The organism is Arcobacter sp. ISO1 (genome assembly GCF_058105185.1).
In genome coordinates this window covers 2,104,286-2,122,905 of sequence record NZ_CM176573.1, presented here as the reverse complement: position 1 = coordinate 2,122,905, position 18,620 = coordinate 2,104,286, and the positions used below count along the sequence as shown (strand labels likewise).

Genomic DNA, 18,620 nt, shown 5'->3' with positions numbered 1-18,620 from the left:
CTGCAATTTTAAGAATTTTATTTTAGGGATTTTGATTGAGATTACTTCTAAGTTTATTAATATTTTCAGTGGCACTTTTTGCAGCAGAAGAGCAACTTCCTGTAGTAAATTTATCTATTGCAGCACTTGAAGAGCCAGCACAATTTGTAAGAACAATCAATATTGCAATAATACTTGCTTTACTTGTTTTAGCGCCATCTTTACTTCTAATGATTACAAGTTTTACTAGACTTTTAATTGTATTTTCATTACTTAGACAAGCAATGGGATTACAGCAAACTCCACCAAACCAGATAATTGTGTCACTTGCACTAATTATGACAATCTTTATTATGGAACCATATGCAAAAAGATCGTGGGACCTTGGTGTAAAGCCATATATGGATGAAGTTATAGGTTATGAACAAGCCTTTGAAGAAGGAGTTAAACCTTTTAAAGAGTTTATGATTAAAAATACTAGAGAAAAAGATTTAGCTTTATTTTATAGAATCAAAAAAGAAGAAAACCCTAAAAATATTGATGATGTTCCTTTAACTTTATTAATGCCTGCATTTGTTGTAAGTGAATTAAAAACTGTCTTTGAAATAGGTTTCTTGATATTCTTGCCCTTTTTAGTAATTGATATAATTGTTGCTTCCATACTTATGTCCTTAGGGATGATGATGCTACCGCCTGTTATGATATCTTTACCTATTAAGATTATCTTTTTTATTGTGATTGATGGTTGGGCATTAATTATTGGGAATCTGGCTCAATCCTTTAAGTGACACTGTACAAAGGGGATAAATGGAAAGAATTGATATTATACCTTGGGATGAAAACTTTTGTACTGGTATTAATCAAATAGATGAAGAGCATAAAAAACTAGTTGAAATAATTAATATCCTTGCTACAGAATTTGCATACAATACATTTACATTAAATATTAATACTATATTTAATGAACTTATCGATTACACAAAATATCATTTTTCATCAGAAGAGACTATTTGGGATAAATACTTCAAAGATCAAGAAGATAGTGAAAAACACAAAAAAGCCCATAATAATTTCATTAATGAACTTCACAACTTAATAGAACTACAAAAGAAAAAACCAATTGAAGAAATTGCAGAAATTACACTTGATTTTCTTGTTCAATGGTTAGTCTCTCATATCCTTGAAACAGATAGATTTATGGCTTATAAGGTTTTAAGTTTAGTTGATGGATATTCAAATGAAGAAGCACATAAAATTGCTACACAACAAATGAGTGGAGAGACAAAAAAATTAACTACACTTATAATGTCTATTTATAAAGTGCTGTCAAATAATACATTAAAACTTATGAGGGAGAAAGCAAGACAAGAGAAAATTCAAAAAGTGTTAGAAAAAGAAAAAAATAAATTTGAAGATATCTTTAAATATAGTAAAGATGGTATTGCAATATTAGATTTAGAGTTTAATTTTCTTGACTTTAATGATTCATACCTTAATATGCTAGGTTTTACAAGGGAAGAACTGCTTACCAAGTCTTGTATTGAAATAACAGCACCTAAAGATAAAATTAGATCAATTAAAGCCATGGAAGAAGTTATTAATAAAGGTTTCATAACTAATTTTGAAAAACAATGTTATTCAAAAGATGAAATATTTATCTATGTAAATATCTCTGCTTCATTACAACCTGATAAAAAAACAATCCTTATAATTACAAAAGATGTATCATCTTTAAAAATCATAGAAGAACAATCAAAAATGGCTGCAATGGGTGAAATGATAGGAAACATTGCCCATCAATGGAGACAACCACTTTCAGTAATCTCTACCGCTGCAACTGGAATAAAACTTCAAAATAATATTGATATTTTAACTAAAGAAGAGTTAGATTCAATGTGTGATACTATAAATAATAACTCCCAATACCTATCAAAAACTATAGATGATTTTAGAAACTTTATAAAAGGTGAACGAGTGATTAAAAACTTTAATCTTTTTGAAACTTTTGAAACCTTTATGGAGCTAATGAAAGGTTCAATCAAACAAAACTTTATAAAAGTAAATATTGATATTCCTAAAGATATTTCATTAAATGGTTACCCAAATGAATTAATACAATGTTTTATCAATATTTTCAATAATTCAAAAGATGCTTTAAAAAATAAAAATGATGAAAAAATAATAAATATATATGCAAAAATAGAAAACAAAAATTTAGTAATCATTTTTAACGACAATGCAGGAGGAATACCAGAAGAAATACTACCAAAAGTTTTTGAACCATATTTTACTACAAAATATAAAGCACAAGGTACAGGATTAGGATTAAGTATGACATACAATCTAATAACAAATGGTATGCATGGTTCAATTTCTGCATATAATAAAAACTATTCAAGCAGTGAACACTCATCAAAAGGGGCAGAATTTAAAATTATCTTGCCGATAAATTAAAATTTCTATAAAGTAAAAGAAGAGAAGAAAAGATAATTTCAAAATAATGAGGGGGGGGAGATGAGATTTTCTAGAAAAATTCTTCTCTTCTTTTATGTTTGGGACAAGTAATTATACAAATCCAAAATGGCCTAAATGTGACATAATTAACTAAATATAAAAAAAATGATACTCTACCAATACTATTTCTAGATAAAATATGTTTATAAATAAATATCAGGAGTAAATTTGAATAATTCAGTTAAAAGTCTAGTAAAAATATTTTTATCATTATTTATCATTTTTGTTTTTATTCAAATTCTAATATCTTATTTTTATTTCAACCAAAGTAAAAAAAATTTAATTAACAATTCATTAAAAAATGAACTAAAAATAAAAAGAAAAATATTTAGTGAACACTTCATTGAAAATAGCTATGATTTTCTTTTTGCCATACAAAATAGCAAAATTTTTCAAAAGTTTTTAGAAGGCAATGACACTTATTTAAAAGAAAATGAAAATATTTTTTTAGCCCTTGCGAGGTCTCATAAGTATATTGACCAAGTAAGATATATCGATGAAACTGGATATGAAACAATTAGAATCGACCAAGATAAAAAAACTAATACAACTACTGTAGTAAAGTCTAAACAACTCCAAAACAAAGTAAATAGATACTATTTTGAAGAATCTATTTATAAGCCAGCAAATAAAATTTGGTTTTCACAACTTGACTTAAATATTGAAAATGGTGAAGTAGAATTTCCCTATGTACCTACTATAAGAGCAATACTTCCTATAGAGAAGAATGATGAATTTAAAGGTATTTTAATTATAAATTTCAATTTATCAAAAATGCTTGAACAAATAACCTTATCTGAAAAGTTCAACTATATCTTAACAAACAAAAAAAGTGAGATTTTAATCCATTACAATGATAATTATAGTTGGAGCCAATACAATGAAAGTGGCGTAAAATTAGATAAATTTATTTCTACAGACAAAAATGACATAATTACAAATTTTGAATATTCAAATTCAGAATTTGCTTCAATTTATATTTGTAATCAAATTAAAGATTCTTTAATATTGGTTGGTTCAATAAAAAATGAATACCTTCAAACTTTAAAAGAGATTCATATTCAAAGGGGATTGTTAATTGTAATTGCAATACTTTTTATATTTTTAATTATCTTTACCTTTACAAAAGTTAGATTAACTGAAATACTTGACAAATTAAAAAAATCAGATGAGATAAATGAAGAGCTATCAGAAACCTTAGAGATTAGTGAAGAGAACTGGAGAAGTGCTATTGAAAACTCTGGTGATGGACATTGGGATTGGAACACAGCAACAAATGAAATAGAATTTTCTAAAAACTGGAAAACTATGTTAGGTTATGAAGAAAATGAAATATCTAATAACTTTTTTGAATGGGAAAAAAGAGTTCATAAAGATGATATCAAAAAAGTTTTAGAAGAAGTAGATAAATTTGTAAAACAAAAAGACTACAAGTATAAAGTAAAATTTAGAATAGAAACAAAAAGTGGTACTTATAAATGGATTTTTGCCCAAGGATATGTACTTAGAAAAGATAAAGAAGGAAATCCATTAAGAATAATTGGTACACACAAAGATATTACATCTGATATTAAAAATGAACAATTTTTAAAAGATGAAGTGAAAAGAAAAACAGATGAAAATATTAAACAATTTCAACTTATTCAACAACAAAGTAAATTGGCTGCTATGGGTGAAATGATTGGAGCAATTGCTCACCAATGGAGACAACCTTTAAATGAAATCTCTATTAGAATTCAAAAATTAAAGTATGCATACAAAAAAAATGAAATAGATGAAGAATTCATCCAAAACTTTATAAATAAAAACAAAATAACAATCAACTTTATGAGTACAACAATTGATGACTTTAGAAACTTCTTTACAATTGAAAAAAAACCTATTAGGTTTTCAATCAATGATTCAATTAAAAATGTATTGAGCCTAACCGATGCTCAACTAAAAAAACAAAATATCAAAATATATTTAAATGAAAATCAAGATTTTGAGATAGAAGGGTTTAAATCTGAATTTGAGCATGTGGTAATGAATCTTATATCAAATTCAAAGTATGAACTTGAAAAAAGAGAAATTAAAAATCCTGAAATTATAATAAATATTAACAATCATGAGATTGAGTTTGAAGATAATGCAGGTGGTATTCCAAAAGATTTAATAAATAGAATCTTTGAACCATATTTCACAAGTAAAGACCAAGGTGAAGGTACAGGGATGGGACTTTATATGTCAAAAATGATTATTGAAGATAATATGAAAGGCTCTTTAGAGGTTTTAAATACTCAAAAAGGGGCTAAGTTCCTCATAAAATTTAATTAAAAAGTGGGAAAAATGTTAAAAAAAATAGATACCATATTATATGTTGAAGATGAACTAAATGTACAAAAAGAATGTGCAGAATTTTTAGAGATGTTTTGTACAACTTTATACCTTGCTAAAGATGGTGAAGAGGGATTAAAACTATATAAAGAGATTAATCCAGACCTAATTATAAGTGATATAAAAATGCCAAATATAGATGGTATTGAAATGATAAAAAAGATAAAAGAGTCAAATTCAAAAACTCCAATAATCTTTACAACAGCCTTCAATGATACAAACTATTTACACGATTCAATAAAACTGCAAATTGATGGTTATATTTTAAAACCAATAGACCTAGAGCAATTTGAAGAGTTATTAATCAAAATAATTTATACATTAAATTTAGAAGAAGAACAAACTAAATTAAAAAATAAACTTAATAAAAATCATGATAACCTACAAGCAATATTTGATTTTATTGATTATGGAAGGATGATAATAAACTACAGCTCAAAAATACTAAAAGTAAATGATTCTTTATGCGAAGTTTTAAATTTAAAAAAAGAGCAACTTATTGGTAAAAAATGTTTTGAAATAGAAAGTTTAAAAGAGTTTCAAGGTGGTGAAGATATTTTTGATGAAATCATTGAAAAAAGAAAAATAAGAAAGAGAAAAATAACTTTATATAACTCAAAAAAACAAAGAAAAGATGCCTTAATTGAAGGTTTTGTTTTACCAAACACAGATGAGATTTTTTTATCTTTTGAGTGGCTTTAGTGAGTAATTGTTACTTCAAAGCATGCTCCCACATACTCTTTATCATTGTATTTAAATTTTTTATTGTATACATCTAGTTTGAAGTTATGTCTTTCCCTTAAAATTTTATCAACCATAACTAAACCAAGTCCTGTTCCTTGAGATTTGTATTTTGTTGTAAAATATGGTTCAAAAATTCTATCTTTTATGGAAGAATCAATTCCCCCTGCACTATCATATATACTTAAGATTAAACTATTTGTATCTAATTTTTTTGCTTCAATAAATATATATCTATCATCTTCATTTTCTACAAATTCTTTTAAAGCATCCTTTGCATTATTTAATATATTGATAAAAGCTTCAGATAATTCGTTTTTACCTGCTACAACACTAATATCCTCATCTATTTTTGTTATTAATTTAATGTATGAACTACTTAATGAACTTTGCACTAAAGAGATAGTATTTTCAATAACATTTTTAATACTTACTAAAGAGGTACCCTTTTCATCTTTAATAAAATTTCTAAAATTATCTATCGTATTAGATAAATAGTTAGCTTGTTTCATAACCTCTTCAGAACAATGCATAATCTCTTCATTACTAATTGGCATTTCCATATCAACTTTTAAACTTAGACCACTAACATTTGTAGTGATTGCACTTAAAGGTTGTCTCCATTGATGAGCAATATTTCCAATCATTTCACCCATTGAAGCTAGTTTTGTTTGTTGTTCTACAATTTTTAAATTTGTTATATCCCTAATAAATATCAAAAATTTTTGTTTATCTGGAAGTAAAGAGATCGAATAATTAATAGGGACAAATCTTTTATCAAAAGAGGTACAATTAGCTTCTTGATTTTCAATAAAACCTTTTTCTAAAACTATATTCATGATATGTAAAAGATTATCTTTATAATCTTTTACAAGTATGTCTAAAAAATTCATTTCAAATAAATTCTTTTCCTCAAAGGCAAAGATATTTAAAAACTCTTTATTAAAATTAAATATATCAAGGTTTTTATCAACAACTAATATTGCATCCCTTGAGTAGTTAAAAATTGTTTCAAATTCCTCTTTTTGTTGAACTAATCTCTTTTCATATTCTTTTTGTTTAGATATATCCCTCATCGAACAATAAACTAACTCTTCATCAAAGATTTTAATTCTTACAATATTTACAATTACATCAAAAAGTGTTCCATCTTTTCTTCTATATTTAGATTCAAAACTTATAGGTTCGAAGCTAGTTTTATTTATGTTCTCCAAAACTACTTCTTTTTTATGGTTAGCTTCAAAATCGGTAACCTTGAAATTTAATAACTCCTCATCTTCATAACCCATTATTTTTTTAAACAATTTACTATATTCAACAAGATTTGCATGTAAATCAACAATAAAAATTGCATCTGATGAGTTTTCTAGTAAATACTTGTATTTTTGTTTCTCAAAATATATCTCATCATGCAGTTTTTTTTCAGCACTAAAGTCTCTTCCTAAGCCCAAGATTCCTATTGTTTTACCATCATCATTTAAAACTTTTGTTTTTGTAGTTTGAAGATATTCTTCATGTCCATCACTTCTAAAAGTTAAGTTTTCAAAATTAGATACAGGTACATTTGATTCCATAGCCTTTTTATCATGTTCAGTGAAAAAGTTTGCCAATTCTTCATCTATGAAATCAAAATCAGTTTTTCCTATGATATTTTCTTTTTTTTCACCAAAAAATTGTTCAAATCTTTTATTGCACTCTAGGTATATCCCATTTCTATTTTTTATCCATAATAAGTCTGGAATATCATTTAATATAGCATCAAATTCGTTTTTCCGAAATTGCATTTTTTTTTCAAAGCCTTTTTTCAATACAAAAACAATAATTGCTAAAATAATTAAATTCAAAAATAAAAAGACATAAATAGCTTGTGTAGATAAAGTAATATTGTACTGTTTTATGTCAGCTGAAAAAAGAAAAACAGTAAGAAATAGTAGACTTAGGATAATTTTTATTTTCATTATTAAACTTCTTATATACTTGAATAATGCCTTAATAACTATAAAATCTCAATAAATTTTCCCCTCAAAAGACATTAAAACTATACAAAAATACATACAAATCAAATAAAATAAACAAAAAAGGCTTATCATGGAAGCTAATAAAAGAATTTGGATAATTGGCGGGAGTAGTGGTATTGGGCTTGAATTAGTTAAGATATTATTAAATGGAAATCACTATATAATAGTAAGTTCTAGAAATGCAACCAATAATGAACACTTACAAAGACTTCAAGAAAAATTCCAAGATAACCTTTATTTATTAGATTTAGATGTAAGTAAAGAAAGTTTTAAAAATGAGATTCAAGAGGCTTGGGAAGTATATAGAGGTTTAGATATTTGGTTTTACAACGCAGGTACTTATGAAGTTATGAATATCAATAATTGGGATAAAGAACACTTTATTAAAATGAATGAAACCAACTATTTAGGTGTAGTAAAATTGATGTGTGAAATTATTCCATATTTTAAAAATCAAGGTTTTGGGAAATGGATATGGAACTTAAGTCTTTCTACATATTTTGGCTTGCCAAAAGGTGGTGGTTATTCTGCCCCTAAAACCGCTTTATTAAACCTTGCACAATCAATTCATCCTGAACTTGATTCCCTTGGAATTAAATTAAAAGTTATAAACCATGGTTTTGTAAAAACGAGACTTACTTCAAAAAATAATTTCGAGATGCCCCAACTTATGAATGCTGACTATGCAGCAAAAAAAATCAGTGAAGAGATGTTTGATGATAAAAAGTTTGAAATATCGTTTCCTTTTAAATTAAAAATATTTTTAAGGTTCCTATCTATTCTTCCTTACAAACTCTCTTTATTTATTACAAGAAAGATGATTTAATGAGTATAGAAGAATATGCTTCTTTTTTTGAAAATATTCAAGAAAAGACAAATAAACAAGAATATGCAAAGTTTTTCAATGAAGAGGTAATGTTTAAAGACCCTTTTCATGAACTAATTGGTATTGAAAATATTTATAATATTTTTCAAAATATGTTTCAAAACCTTGATAATACTAAGTTTGATGTGACAGAAATAGTTTCAAATAAAAAAATATCGTATATAAAGTGGGACTTTACCTTCTCATTTAAAAACAAAAAAGAGATAAACAAATTTACAGGAGTAAGCAGAGTAGTCTTCGATGAGAATAACAAAGTTTTAATACACGAAGATTATTGGGATGCAGCACATAATATTTATGAAAAATTTCCAATATTATCAAGCTTGCTAAAATTTGCAAAATCAAAAATTCAAAATTAATATCAAATGAACTATTATTATCCACTAATAGCCATGCCTCTTGCTATACTAGGCTTACCCTTGTATATCTACCTTCCAACATATTATGCGGTAGATTTAGACCTAAATATTACACTTGTTGGTGTTGTTTTATTTTTAGCAAGATTAAGTGATGTAATTAGTGATCCACTAGTTGGCTTTTTAAGTGACAAATCCCAAAGAATTTTAAATAGCAAAAAACCTATCATGTTTTTAGGCTTTTTAATTGCATCATTTTCATTTTATGCTCTAATAAACCCAATCAGAGAATATGCTATATATTTTCTAATATTTTTTTCTATTTTTATATATTTGGGATTTAGTATGATTATGGTTCCTTATTTAACATGGGTCTCTGAAATAAGTGATGATTACAATGAAATCAGTTCCTTAAACAGCAATAGAGAGCTTTTCACAATAATAGGTTTAGTTTTAGCTTTAATTGCACCTTTTATAATTGATTCACAACAACTTTCCCAAAAACTAAATCTACTTTTTATACTATTTATCTTTTTATTTACTCCTTTATTTTTAATAACACTTTTGAAAATGAAAACAAAATTTATAAATAATCAAACAGAGATAAAATTAAGTACACTAAAACTAATTTATAAAGAAAAAGAAGATTATAAATATTTACAAATTGGATATTTTTTAAATTGTTTAGCAAATGCAATCCCTGCAACACTATTCCTTCTTTTTATTCAAGTGGTTATTCAAGACAAAAACGCAAATGAGTGGATTTTAATAGTGTATTTTATCGCAGGAATAATTGCCTTACCCTTTTGGAATAAACTATCAAAAACTAAAGGGAAAAAACAAGTATGGATATTATCAATAGTTTTAGCTTCTGTTAGCTTTATCTTTGTGATTTTTCTAAAAGAAGGGGATATTTTATGGTTTGCATTAATTTCATTTGTAACAGGCTTTAGCCTTGGAGCAGACATTGCTTTTCCAACTGCAATTCAAAGTGATGTTATTCAAAACTCAAAATATAAACAATTATCCTCTACATCATTTGGTATTTGGACTATGTTAACTAAGCTTGCACTAGCAAGTTCGGTGATGATAACTTTTTCAATTTTAGGATTAATTGGTTTTGATGAAAATAATATAAATCAAAAGATGATTTTAACACTCTCTTTACTTTATGCACTTTTACCAGTGGTTTTAAAACTATTATCTTTGTATTTTATTTCTAAATTTAAAGAAATAAAGGAATAATCTTATAAATAGACAAAATATTCATACAAAAAAACTTCATTTGATTATAAAATCGTTTTCAAGAGGAGTTCATATGAAAAATTTTACATTCCTAGTAATATTTATGAGTATAGTTTCCTTAATAATTTTGACTAAAACTCCCTCTTACGCCAAAGCCCCAGCCCCCGTAATTTATGTAAACCCCAATGAATTCACTGGGCTTTGGTATGAAATTGCTAGAACTTACAATAGTTATGAAGAAGATTGTGTTGCGCCAACAGTTGAATATAAAAAAATTTCTGAAACTAAACTTGAAGTATATAATAGATGTTTTAAAGAAAAAATTGGTGCAAACTTAAAAGAATATAGAGGTGTTGTAGAACCTTTGGGTTCTAATGGAAATATGTCTTTAATGGAAAAAACATATTATTGGATTTTTTCTGAAGAGTATAGAATTATTTATTTAGATAATTATGAAACTGCTGTAGTAGTTGACAAAGATATGGAATACGTTTGGATAATGAGTAGAAAACCTACAATAGAAAATAAAAAATTAGGGAATATCATCTCGATATTAGATAACTATATTGATACTGATAAATTAATATTTCCTAAACAAGATAAAAATGGAAGATACAAATGAGTGAAAAAAAACTAAAAATTGCTGTAATAGGAGCTGGGATAAGTGGTCTTGGTTCAGCATACCTTTTAAGCAAAAAACATGATGTTGATATTTTTGAAAAAGAGAATAGACTTGGAGGTCATGCAAGAACAACTCAAATTACAAATGATGGAAAACAATTTGGAGTTGACACAGGTTTTTTGGTTTTTAATCATCAAACATACCCTCTTCTAACAAAACTATTCGAAGAATTAGAGGTAAAGATTGAAAAAAGCGATATGAGTTTTGCTTTTTGGGATAAAACTTCAAACATTGCTTACAATGGTCAATCATTAAAAGGTATGTTTGTACAAAAGAAAAATCTATTTAATTTTAGCCATTATAAAATGATAAGTGACATTTTAGATTTTAATAAAAAAGCAAATAATGACTTAGAAACAAATTCAAATGATTTAGATACTAGTTTAGAAGAGTATTTAAAACCCTATTCAAAATATTTTAAAGATAGATATATTGTACCAATGGGAGCATCTATTTGGTCTACACCAACACAAAAGATGAATGAATTTCCAGCAAGAACATTTTTAACATTTTTTAAAAACCATGGATTATTAGGCGTAGACACACAACACCAATGGCTAACGGTTAGTAATGGCTCTGTAAATTATGTAAATAAAATCAAATCTAAAATCTCTGGAAAAATATTTCTTAATTCAAATATCATATCAGTAAAAAGAGAAGATGGTAAGGTTTATATAACAACAAAAGAGGATGGAGAAAGAGAGTATGATAAGGTTATTTTTGCCTTACATGCACCAGATGCATTAGCTATTTTAGATGAACCATCGGTTGAAGAGTTAACTATTCTTTCATGTTTCAAATACAAAAAAAATAATGCTGTATTACACAATGATACTAAAGCTTTGTACCCTAATAAAAAATCATACGCAGCATGGAATTATAAAACAAATGGTGATGAAGAATCAGTTACATTATCTTATTGGTTAAATTTACTTCAAAACCTAGACTCAAAAAAAGAGTATTTTGTTTCTTTAAACGAAACAGATTCTTTAGATGAAGTGATTGAAAAAATTGAATATTCACATCCACAGTTTGACCAAAAAGCAATTGATGCACAAGAAAAAAGAGCATTAATCAATGGGAAAAACAATACTTATTATGCAGGTGCATATTGGAGATATGGTTTCCATGAAGATGGTTTATATAGTGCAAATACAATAGCAAAAAAGTTTGGATGTGAGTTATGATACAGCACAATTACCTTGATGGCTCAATCTTTCATAAAAGATTTCATCCCAAAAACCATAATTTTAAATACAAATTTTTTATGATGGATATCGATTTAAACTCTTTTGAGAGCCTAAATAAAAACAAACTATTTTCATACAATAGTTTTAATTTATTTTCATTTTTTACAAAAGATCATTTTGGTAAAAGTGAAGATTTTTTAAAAAATGTTGATGAACTATTAAATAAATATAAAATTGAAAAAACATCAAAAATGAGATTTATTACCCTTCCTAGAATCTTAGGTTTTGTCTTCAATCCAATTAGTGTACTAATTTTATTTGAGAAAAATAAACCTACATTTATGTTTGCAGAAGTGCATAATTATAATGGAGGAAGAGTTGTCTATCCAGTTGAATTAAAAGAAAAAAATGAAAAGACTTTAACTGGAAAAACTAAAAAAGATATGTATGTTTCCCCTTTTTTAAAAAGGGATGGGGATTATAGTTTTGATTTAACATACGATGAAAATGATTTTCAACTTTCAATAAAACTATATGAGGATGGAAAAAAAGTTTTAGTTTCAAACCTTTTAACTAAAAAAATAGAGTTTAGTGATAAAAAAACAATGAATATGTTTTTTAAACACACCCTATTGACTTTTTGGGTTGTTACAAGAACAATCTACCAAAGTATTAAATTAAGATTAAAAGGTCTTAAATGGACTCAACCAATTCCACAAGATAAAACAAGGAGAATATAAAATGGAAGCTTTCTGGAAGAAAATTGGGGAAAAATTTTTATCAAAAATTGAAACTGGAAGTTTAGAAGTAACATATCCAAATGGTGATATAAAAAACTATGGTAATACTTCTTACCCAAAGGCAAAAATTAAACTTTATACGAATAATTTTTTTAAAAGAATCATGTTTTATGGAGATATAGGATTTGCAGAAAGTTATATGGACAAAGATTTTGATTGTGATAATTTAACTTCATTAATTGAGATTGCTTTATTAAACTCATCATCATTGCAAACAGTAAGTAACCATGAAAAAAACTTTTCTTTATATAACTTGTTTCCTTTTATAAACAAAGTCAAGCACTATTTAAGAAAAAACTCAAAAACAAAGGCTAGAAAAAACATATCAAAACATTATGATTTATCAAATGATTTTTTTAAACTTTTTCTTGATGATACAATGATGTATTCAGCTGCAGTTTTTGAAGACCCAAAAGAACCATTATTTGATGCTCAAAAGAGAAAAATTGACATCTTAGCTAAAAAACTAAATCTAAAAAAAGGTTCAAAGGTTTTAGAGATTGGTTCAGGTTGGGGAGCGATGGCAAGCCATTTAGTTAAAGAATATGATTGCAAGGTTACAACTTTAACCTTGTCTAAAGAGCAAAAAAAGCTATGTGAAGATAGATTCAAAGAGAATAAAATTGAAGAATCTATTGATGTTTTATTAAAAGATTACAGAGATATGGAAGGTAAGTTTGATGCAATTATCGCTGTAGAGATGTTTGAAGCAGTAGGACGTGAATACTTTGATGTATTCTTTAAAAAATGTGAAGATTTATTAAAACCATCTGGAAACTTGGTTATGCAAATCATTACAATGCCAGACCAAAGATATGATTCATATTGTAAAGGGACAGACTTTATTCAAAAATATATCTTCCCAGGTGGACATTTACCAAGTGTTGCTAAGATTTTAGATGTAACTACTAATCATACAAACTTGAATCTACTTCATATGGAAGAATTTACAGAGCATTATGCAAAAACATTAAATATTTGGCATGAAAACTTTAATCAAAGAATAGAAGAGGTAAAAAAGATTGGATTCGATGATTATTTCATAAGAATGTGGAGAATGTATCTTTGTTATTGTGAAGCTGCATTTTTAACAAGAAATATTGGATTAGTTCAAATTACATTAACAAGGTATAACAATATCCATTTAAATGAAGGGCTTGTGGCATGAAAAGACTACTAGTTTTATTGATATTTTTAACAATTTATTTTACAGGATGTTCAAAGATGCAAATAGAAGATTTTAAAGACAAAACTCCAGAATTTATTCCACAAGAATACTTCAATGGAAAAATGACTGCTTATGGTTTGGTAAAAAATAGAAGTGGAGAGATAATAAGAAGCTTTAAAGGTATCCTTATTGGTTCATGGGACAAAAATGGAATAGGAACTTTAGATGAAAAATTTGTATACGATGATGGGGAAAAGTTAACTAGAGTATGGACTTTAAAGCCAACAGGAGAAAAATCATTTGATGCAACTGCAGGGGATATAGTAGGAACTGCAAAAATGAAAGCTCTTGGTAATACAGTAATGATAGATTATGTTATGAAAGTACCATATAATGATTCAACTATAGATATTAGTGTAAAAGATTGGTTACATTTACAAGAAGATGGAGTAATAATTAACCACTCAAAAATGAAAAAATTTGGATTTACAGTTGGTGAGCTTGTTATTACCATAATTAAAGACTTTCCATGATAAATTACAATAAATAAAAATAAGGAAATTTATGAAAGTTGTTTTGACAATTGCAGGAAGTGATAGTTGTGGAGGAGCTGGGATTCAAGCTGATTTAAAAACCTTTGAAAACTTTGGTGTTTTTGGAGCATCGGTTTTAACTGTCTTAACAGCCCAAAATACAACAGGGGTAAAAAGTATTAGCCAAATAGATTCAAACTTTGTAAAAGAACAACTTGAAATGGTTTTTGATGATTTTGATGTAGCAGCAGTAAAAATTGGAATGCTTTTTTCAAATGAGATCATTGATACAGTTAGAGAATTTATAAAAAATTTAAATATCCCAATAGTATTTGACCCCGTTTTTGTATCAAAGGCTGGTTCTAAACTTTTAAGTGATGATGCAGTAGAAAATATGAAGTCTTTATTTCCATATGTCACATTAATAACTCCAAATACCTTTGAGGCAAAGGGTTTATTTAACTTCAATGAAAACAATGATAATGGAGTTGAAGAGATTAAATCTTTACCTTGTGAAGTTTTAATTAAAAATATAAAAAAAGGAACTCAAAGTATTGATAGACTTTATTTAGGTGAAAATATCATAGAGTTTGAATCTGCATTTTTGAATTCTGAAAACACCCATGGAACAGGTTGTAGTTTTAGTAGTGCCATAGCTGCTAATATTGCTTTAGGCAAAAGATTAGAAGATGCAATTTCAATTGCTAATAAATTTGTTTTTGAAGCAATTAACAATGCCCCAAGAATAGGAAAAGGGAAAGGACCAATTTCTCATAAAAAAGGGTTTGAATGTCTGTAAAACTAAATGGCTTATATGTAATTAGTGATGATGTTTTAACCCCAAAAGATATCCTACTCAATAAAATTGAAAAAGCTTTAAAAGGTGGGGCAAAGATTGTTCAATTAAGAGATAAAAAATCTTTAGATAATGAAATAGAACAATTAGTGATAAATTTAGAAACTTTATGTAAAAAATATGATGCATTATTTGTTTTAAATGATAGAGTTGACCTTGCAATAAAACTTCAATGTTCAGGTTTACATGTGGGAAAAAGTGATTACGAAAAAATCGATAATATTAGAAAAAACTTCAAAGGAATTCTTGGTATTTCATGTTATGGTGATTTAAAAACAGCAAAAATTATGGAAGAGAAAGGTGTAGATTATGTTGCCTTTGGATCTTTTTTTACTTCACCTACAAAACCACAATCAAAGGTGGTTCCAAAAGAAGTATTAAAAGAGGCAAAAAAATTATTAAAAATTCCAACATGTGCAATTGGAGGAATTACTCTAGCAAACTCAAAAGAACTATTAGAAAACAGTGTTGATATGTTAGCTGTTATTAGTGACATATGGAAAAGTGAAAGTATTGAAAATAGATCTAATCAATTTTCTAAACTATTTTAAAAATAAACGGAAAAAAAATGAAAGCAATAATATTTATAGCCCATGGTAGTAAAAAAGAGCAATCAAATAATGAATTTATAAACTTAGTTGAAAAAGTTTCAAAGGAAGATACTAAATATGATTTAAAAAAAGCAGCTTTTTTAGAACTAGCTACTCCAAGTATTCAAGAGCTTGCAGTTGAATTTATAAAAAAAGGTTCAAAACATATTAGTTTCTATCCATATTTTTTAAATTCTGGAAAACATGTATTAGTTGATCTTCCAAATATTATAGAAGATTTAAAAAAAGAGTACCCTCTTATTGAGTTTAAATTACTTTCACATTTTGGAAAATCTGAAAAAATAAAAGATATAATTCTTTCTGATATAAACTAAAACATCATAAACTTACATTTTTAGCCTACTAATTTCCAACTATATATAGGATAATAAAATAAAAAGTTGGAAAATGAACGTAGCAATTATTGGAGCAGGTTTTAGTGGTTGTCATCTTTATGAAAACTTATCACAAAAACAATTTAAACTAACTATCTTTGATAAATCAAGGGGATGTGGAGGTAGACTTAGTACTAAATATATTGGTGATAAATTTATCGACCATGGAACCTCTTCAATACATACGGAAGATAAAGAATTAATTAATTTTTTAGATAAAAAAGTCCAACAAAATATTCTTCAAAAAAACAAAAATAACTATATTCCAACAAAGGGAATAAACAAAGTTTGTTCTTCTATGATAGATAAAAAAGATTTAATTAAAAATACTAGAATAATCAAAGCACATTACAAAAATAAAAAATGGTTTTTATTTGATGAAAAAGGTAAGCTATACCAATCATATGATATTTTATTATTAACTAATCCCGCAACTCAAATTTTAGAAATGGACTTAAATTTAAGTGATGAGATAAAAAATTTGTTAAAAGATGTAAGCTATTCACCAATTAGTACACTTATTTGTTATGATAATAACAGTGATAATTTGGATTTAGCCCCACTTGAAAAAAACATTAATTTCAAAAAAGTTGTTGATAACTCTTCAAAATATCAATACAAAGATTTTAAAAGTTTTGTATTACATATAAATGAAGAATTTACACAAACTAATATAAATCTATCAAAAGAAAAGATTTTTGAAAAGATTTATTCATTAATTGAAGAAGAATTAAATATGGATATAAAAAAGAAATTTGAAACTATAGAACATCTTTGGAAATATGCTTTTGCGAAGAACACAATCAATAAAGAATATATTTTTGACCCTTATCAGAACTTAGGGATTTGTGGAGATTATTTCCAAAAAAAGAATCTCAAAAGTTCATTTTATAGTTCAAAAAAATTATCAGAAAAAATCATAAATTTAATAAAGGAGTAATTATGTTTAATGACGTAGTTTTCACAGCACTTGGTGCAACAAAAAAGATTAGAAAGAGTGTAAAAAAAGAGTTAAAATCTCTAGAAAAAAAAGGGATGTTAAGAAAAGAAGATTTAAAAAGTTTTGTCGAAAATCTTGAGTCTGAAGGTAAAATTGAAGATAAAAAGATAAAAAAAGAGATTAGATCTATGTTAAAAGAGATAATCAATGAACTTGGTCTTGCTACAAAAAAAGACCTTCAAAAAATAAAAGTAGAAATTTTAGAAGAATTAAAAGGTAAATAATTTGAAATGTGATAGATGCAATGAAAAACTAGGATTAGAACCCTCACAATCAAAAATATATTTTGTAAGCGAGTTAGATGAACTTATGGCAAAAAGCAGAATATTTTTAATGAAGTTAGGTATAAATCTATTTAAAATTCATGACTTACATTATGTAAAAGTTGATGATACAAAAGAGTTTTTTAAATCAAATATTGATGCATTTAAAAGTCACTTTAATGAAATGGCAGCTCAAGATATAAAAGTTTATATTGATTATGAAAATATAGGTTTTTCATATAAAATGGTTTTACATGCCAAACCATTACAAAGATATATAAATATGATAGAGGATAAAGAGTTTTTTGATGTAATAAATAATCAATCTTTAACTTCATATTTTCAACCAATAGTTGATGCAAATACAAACTCTATTTATGGCTATGAAACTTTAATTAGAGGAGTTAAAGCCGATGGTTCCTTAATCTATCCAGATGAGTTATTTGAAAAATCTGCAAGAAATGATATGAACTTTAAACTAGATAGGATGTGTAGAGAAAGTGCTTTAAAAACTGCTGCAACTAAAAAAGTCAATAAAAAAGTATTTATTAACTTTCTGCCAACATCTGTTTATGATCCTGAATTTTGTTTACAGTCAACTGTTAAATGGGCAAAACAACTTGAGATAGATCCATCAAATATTATATTTGAAGTTGTTGAAACAGAGAAAGTAACAGATCAAAACCATCTAAAATCTATTTTAGAATATTATAGAAAAGAAGGATTTAAAATAGCTTTAGATGATGTAGGAGAAGGTTATTCAAGTTTAAATATGATAATTGAATTGAAACCTGATATTATCAAAATAGATAGAAATATTATTAAAGATATAGACAAAGATGATTATAAAGTCTCTGTTTATAAAGCTTTAGCTAGTTTAGCAAGAGATAGAGGTATTAAAATATTAGCTGAAGGTATTGAAACAGCTTATGAGTTAGAGGTTATAAAAGAGATTGGAGTTGATTATCTACAAGGTTATTACTTCGCTAAACCTTTACCAGAACCAATTAGAAAAATTTAGAAGGATA

The 18,620-nt window shown here is 26.5% G+C and carries 19 protein-coding genes; 18 read left to right on the top strand and 1 reads right to left on the bottom strand.

Going from position 1 to position 18,620, the window contains the following annotated elements:
* The first annotated feature begins 35 nt into the window (after positions 1–35).
* The 4 genes from fliP (at position 36) to AC2TY9_RS10530 (ending at position 5,571) form a co-directional block, all read left to right on the top strand.
* Positions 36–767: a flagellar type III secretion system pore protein FliP gene (fliP, locus tag AC2TY9_RS10545; protein WP_489777417.1), complete on the top strand. Its 732-nt coding sequence runs from the start codon at positions 36–38 to the stop codon at positions 765–767.
* 19 nt (positions 768–786) lie between these two features.
* Positions 787–2,433 carry a bacteriohemerythrin gene (locus AC2TY9_RS10540; RefSeq protein WP_489777416.1) on the top strand — a complete coding sequence of 549 codons (1,647 nt, stop codon included), beginning with the start codon at positions 787–789 and terminating at the stop codon, positions 2,431–2,433.
* Between the two features lie 228 nt (positions 2,434–2,661).
* A complete protein-coding gene (locus tag AC2TY9_RS10535; RefSeq protein ID WP_489777415.1) occupies positions 2,662–4,809 on the top strand; it encodes a PAS domain-containing protein in 2,148 nt (715 codons plus the stop codon).
* A 12-nt stretch (positions 4,810–4,821) separates the two neighbouring features.
* Positions 4,822–5,571, top strand: a complete 750-nt coding sequence (locus tag AC2TY9_RS10530; RefSeq protein ID WP_489777414.1) for a response regulator transcription factor — start codon at positions 4,822–4,824, stop codon at positions 5,569–5,571.
* Here AC2TY9_RS10530 and AC2TY9_RS10525 read toward each other — a convergent pair.
* Positions 5,568–7,568: a PAS domain-containing protein gene (locus tag AC2TY9_RS10525; protein ID WP_489777413.1), complete on the bottom strand. Its 2,001-nt coding sequence runs from the start codon at positions 7,566–7,568 to the stop codon at positions 5,568–5,570. The two genes, AC2TY9_RS10530 and AC2TY9_RS10525, sit on opposite strands and share 4 nt — an antisense overlap.
* A 130-nt stretch (positions 7,569–7,698) precedes the next feature.
* Between AC2TY9_RS10525 and AC2TY9_RS10520 the strand changes: the two genes are divergently transcribed.
* The 14 genes from AC2TY9_RS10520 (at position 7,699) to AC2TY9_RS10455 (ending at position 18,613) form a co-directional block, all read left to right on the top strand.
* Positions 7,699–8,454, top strand: a complete 756-nt coding sequence (locus AC2TY9_RS10520) for an SDR family NAD(P)-dependent oxidoreductase (RefSeq protein WP_489777412.1) — start codon at positions 7,699–7,701, stop codon at positions 8,452–8,454.
* Positions 8,454–8,873 carry a nuclear transport factor 2 family protein gene (locus AC2TY9_RS10515; protein WP_489777411.1) on the top strand — a complete coding sequence of 140 codons (420 nt, stop codon included), beginning with the start codon at positions 8,454–8,456 and terminating at the stop codon, positions 8,871–8,873. Before AC2TY9_RS10520 ends, AC2TY9_RS10515 begins: the two co-directional genes overlap by 1 nt.
* A gap of 60 nt (positions 8,874–8,933) precedes the next feature.
* The gene (locus tag AC2TY9_RS10510) at positions 8,934–10,115 is read left to right on the top strand and encodes an MFS transporter (protein WP_489777410.1); all 1,182 of its coding nucleotides are present in this window, start codon (positions 8,934–8,936) and stop codon (positions 10,113–10,115) included.
* 73 nt (positions 10,116–10,188) lie between these two features.
* On the top strand, positions 10,189–10,737 hold the full coding sequence (locus AC2TY9_RS10505) for a lipocalin family protein (protein WP_489777409.1): 549 nt from the start codon (positions 10,189–10,191) through the stop codon (positions 10,735–10,737).
* Complete coding sequence (locus AC2TY9_RS10500; protein ID WP_489777408.1) at positions 10,734–11,984, top strand: NAD(P)/FAD-dependent oxidoreductase; 1,251 nt, start codon at positions 10,734–10,736, stop codon at positions 11,982–11,984. Before AC2TY9_RS10505 ends, AC2TY9_RS10500 begins: the two co-directional genes overlap by 4 nt.
* The gene (locus AC2TY9_RS10495) at positions 11,981–12,727 is read left to right on the top strand and encodes a DUF1365 domain-containing protein (protein WP_489777407.1); all 747 of its coding nucleotides are present in this window, start codon (positions 11,981–11,983) and stop codon (positions 12,725–12,727) included. The genes AC2TY9_RS10500 and AC2TY9_RS10495 overlap by 4 nt, the downstream gene beginning before the upstream one ends.
* Before the next feature lies 1 nt (position 12,728).
* Complete coding sequence (locus tag AC2TY9_RS10490; protein ID WP_489777406.1) at positions 12,729–13,955, top strand: class I SAM-dependent methyltransferase; 1,227 nt, start codon at positions 12,729–12,731, stop codon at positions 13,953–13,955.
* The gene (locus AC2TY9_RS10485; RefSeq protein ID WP_489777405.1) at positions 13,952–14,488 is read left to right on the top strand and encodes a DUF3833 domain-containing protein; all 537 of its coding nucleotides are present in this window, start codon (positions 13,952–13,954) and stop codon (positions 14,486–14,488) included. The genes AC2TY9_RS10490 and AC2TY9_RS10485 overlap by 4 nt, the downstream gene beginning before the upstream one ends.
* A gap of 31 nt (positions 14,489–14,519) precedes the next feature.
* Positions 14,520–15,287, top strand: coding sequence for a bifunctional hydroxymethylpyrimidine kinase/phosphomethylpyrimidine kinase (gene thiD / locus AC2TY9_RS10480; protein ID WP_489777404.1), 768 nt, complete (start codon positions 14,520–14,522; stop codon positions 15,285–15,287).
* Positions 15,278–15,895, top strand: coding sequence for a thiamine phosphate synthase (thiE, locus tag AC2TY9_RS10475; RefSeq protein WP_489777403.1), 618 nt, complete (start codon positions 15,278–15,280; stop codon positions 15,893–15,895). The genes thiD and thiE overlap by 10 nt, the downstream gene beginning before the upstream one ends.
* A 17-nt stretch (positions 15,896–15,912) precedes the next feature.
* Complete coding sequence (locus tag AC2TY9_RS10470; RefSeq protein ID WP_489777402.1) at positions 15,913–16,269, top strand: sirohydrochlorin chelatase; 357 nt, start codon at positions 15,913–15,915, stop codon at positions 16,267–16,269.
* Between the two features lie 73 nt (positions 16,270–16,342).
* The gene (locus tag AC2TY9_RS10465) at positions 16,343–17,269 is read left to right on the top strand and encodes an NAD(P)-binding protein (RefSeq protein ID WP_489777401.1); all 927 of its coding nucleotides are present in this window, start codon (positions 16,343–16,345) and stop codon (positions 17,267–17,269) included.
* A gap of 2 nt (positions 17,270–17,271) precedes the next feature.
* The gene (locus AC2TY9_RS10460) at positions 17,272–17,553 is read left to right on the top strand and encodes a hypothetical protein (RefSeq protein ID WP_489777400.1); all 282 of its coding nucleotides are present in this window, start codon (positions 17,272–17,274) and stop codon (positions 17,551–17,553) included.
* Between the two features lies 1 nt (position 17,554).
* Positions 17,555–18,613 (top strand): EAL domain-containing protein, encoded by a 1,059-nt coding sequence (locus tag AC2TY9_RS10455; RefSeq protein ID WP_489777399.1) that lies wholly within the window; start codon positions 17,555–17,557, stop codon positions 18,611–18,613.
* Positions 18,614–18,620: the final 7 nt, after the last annotated feature.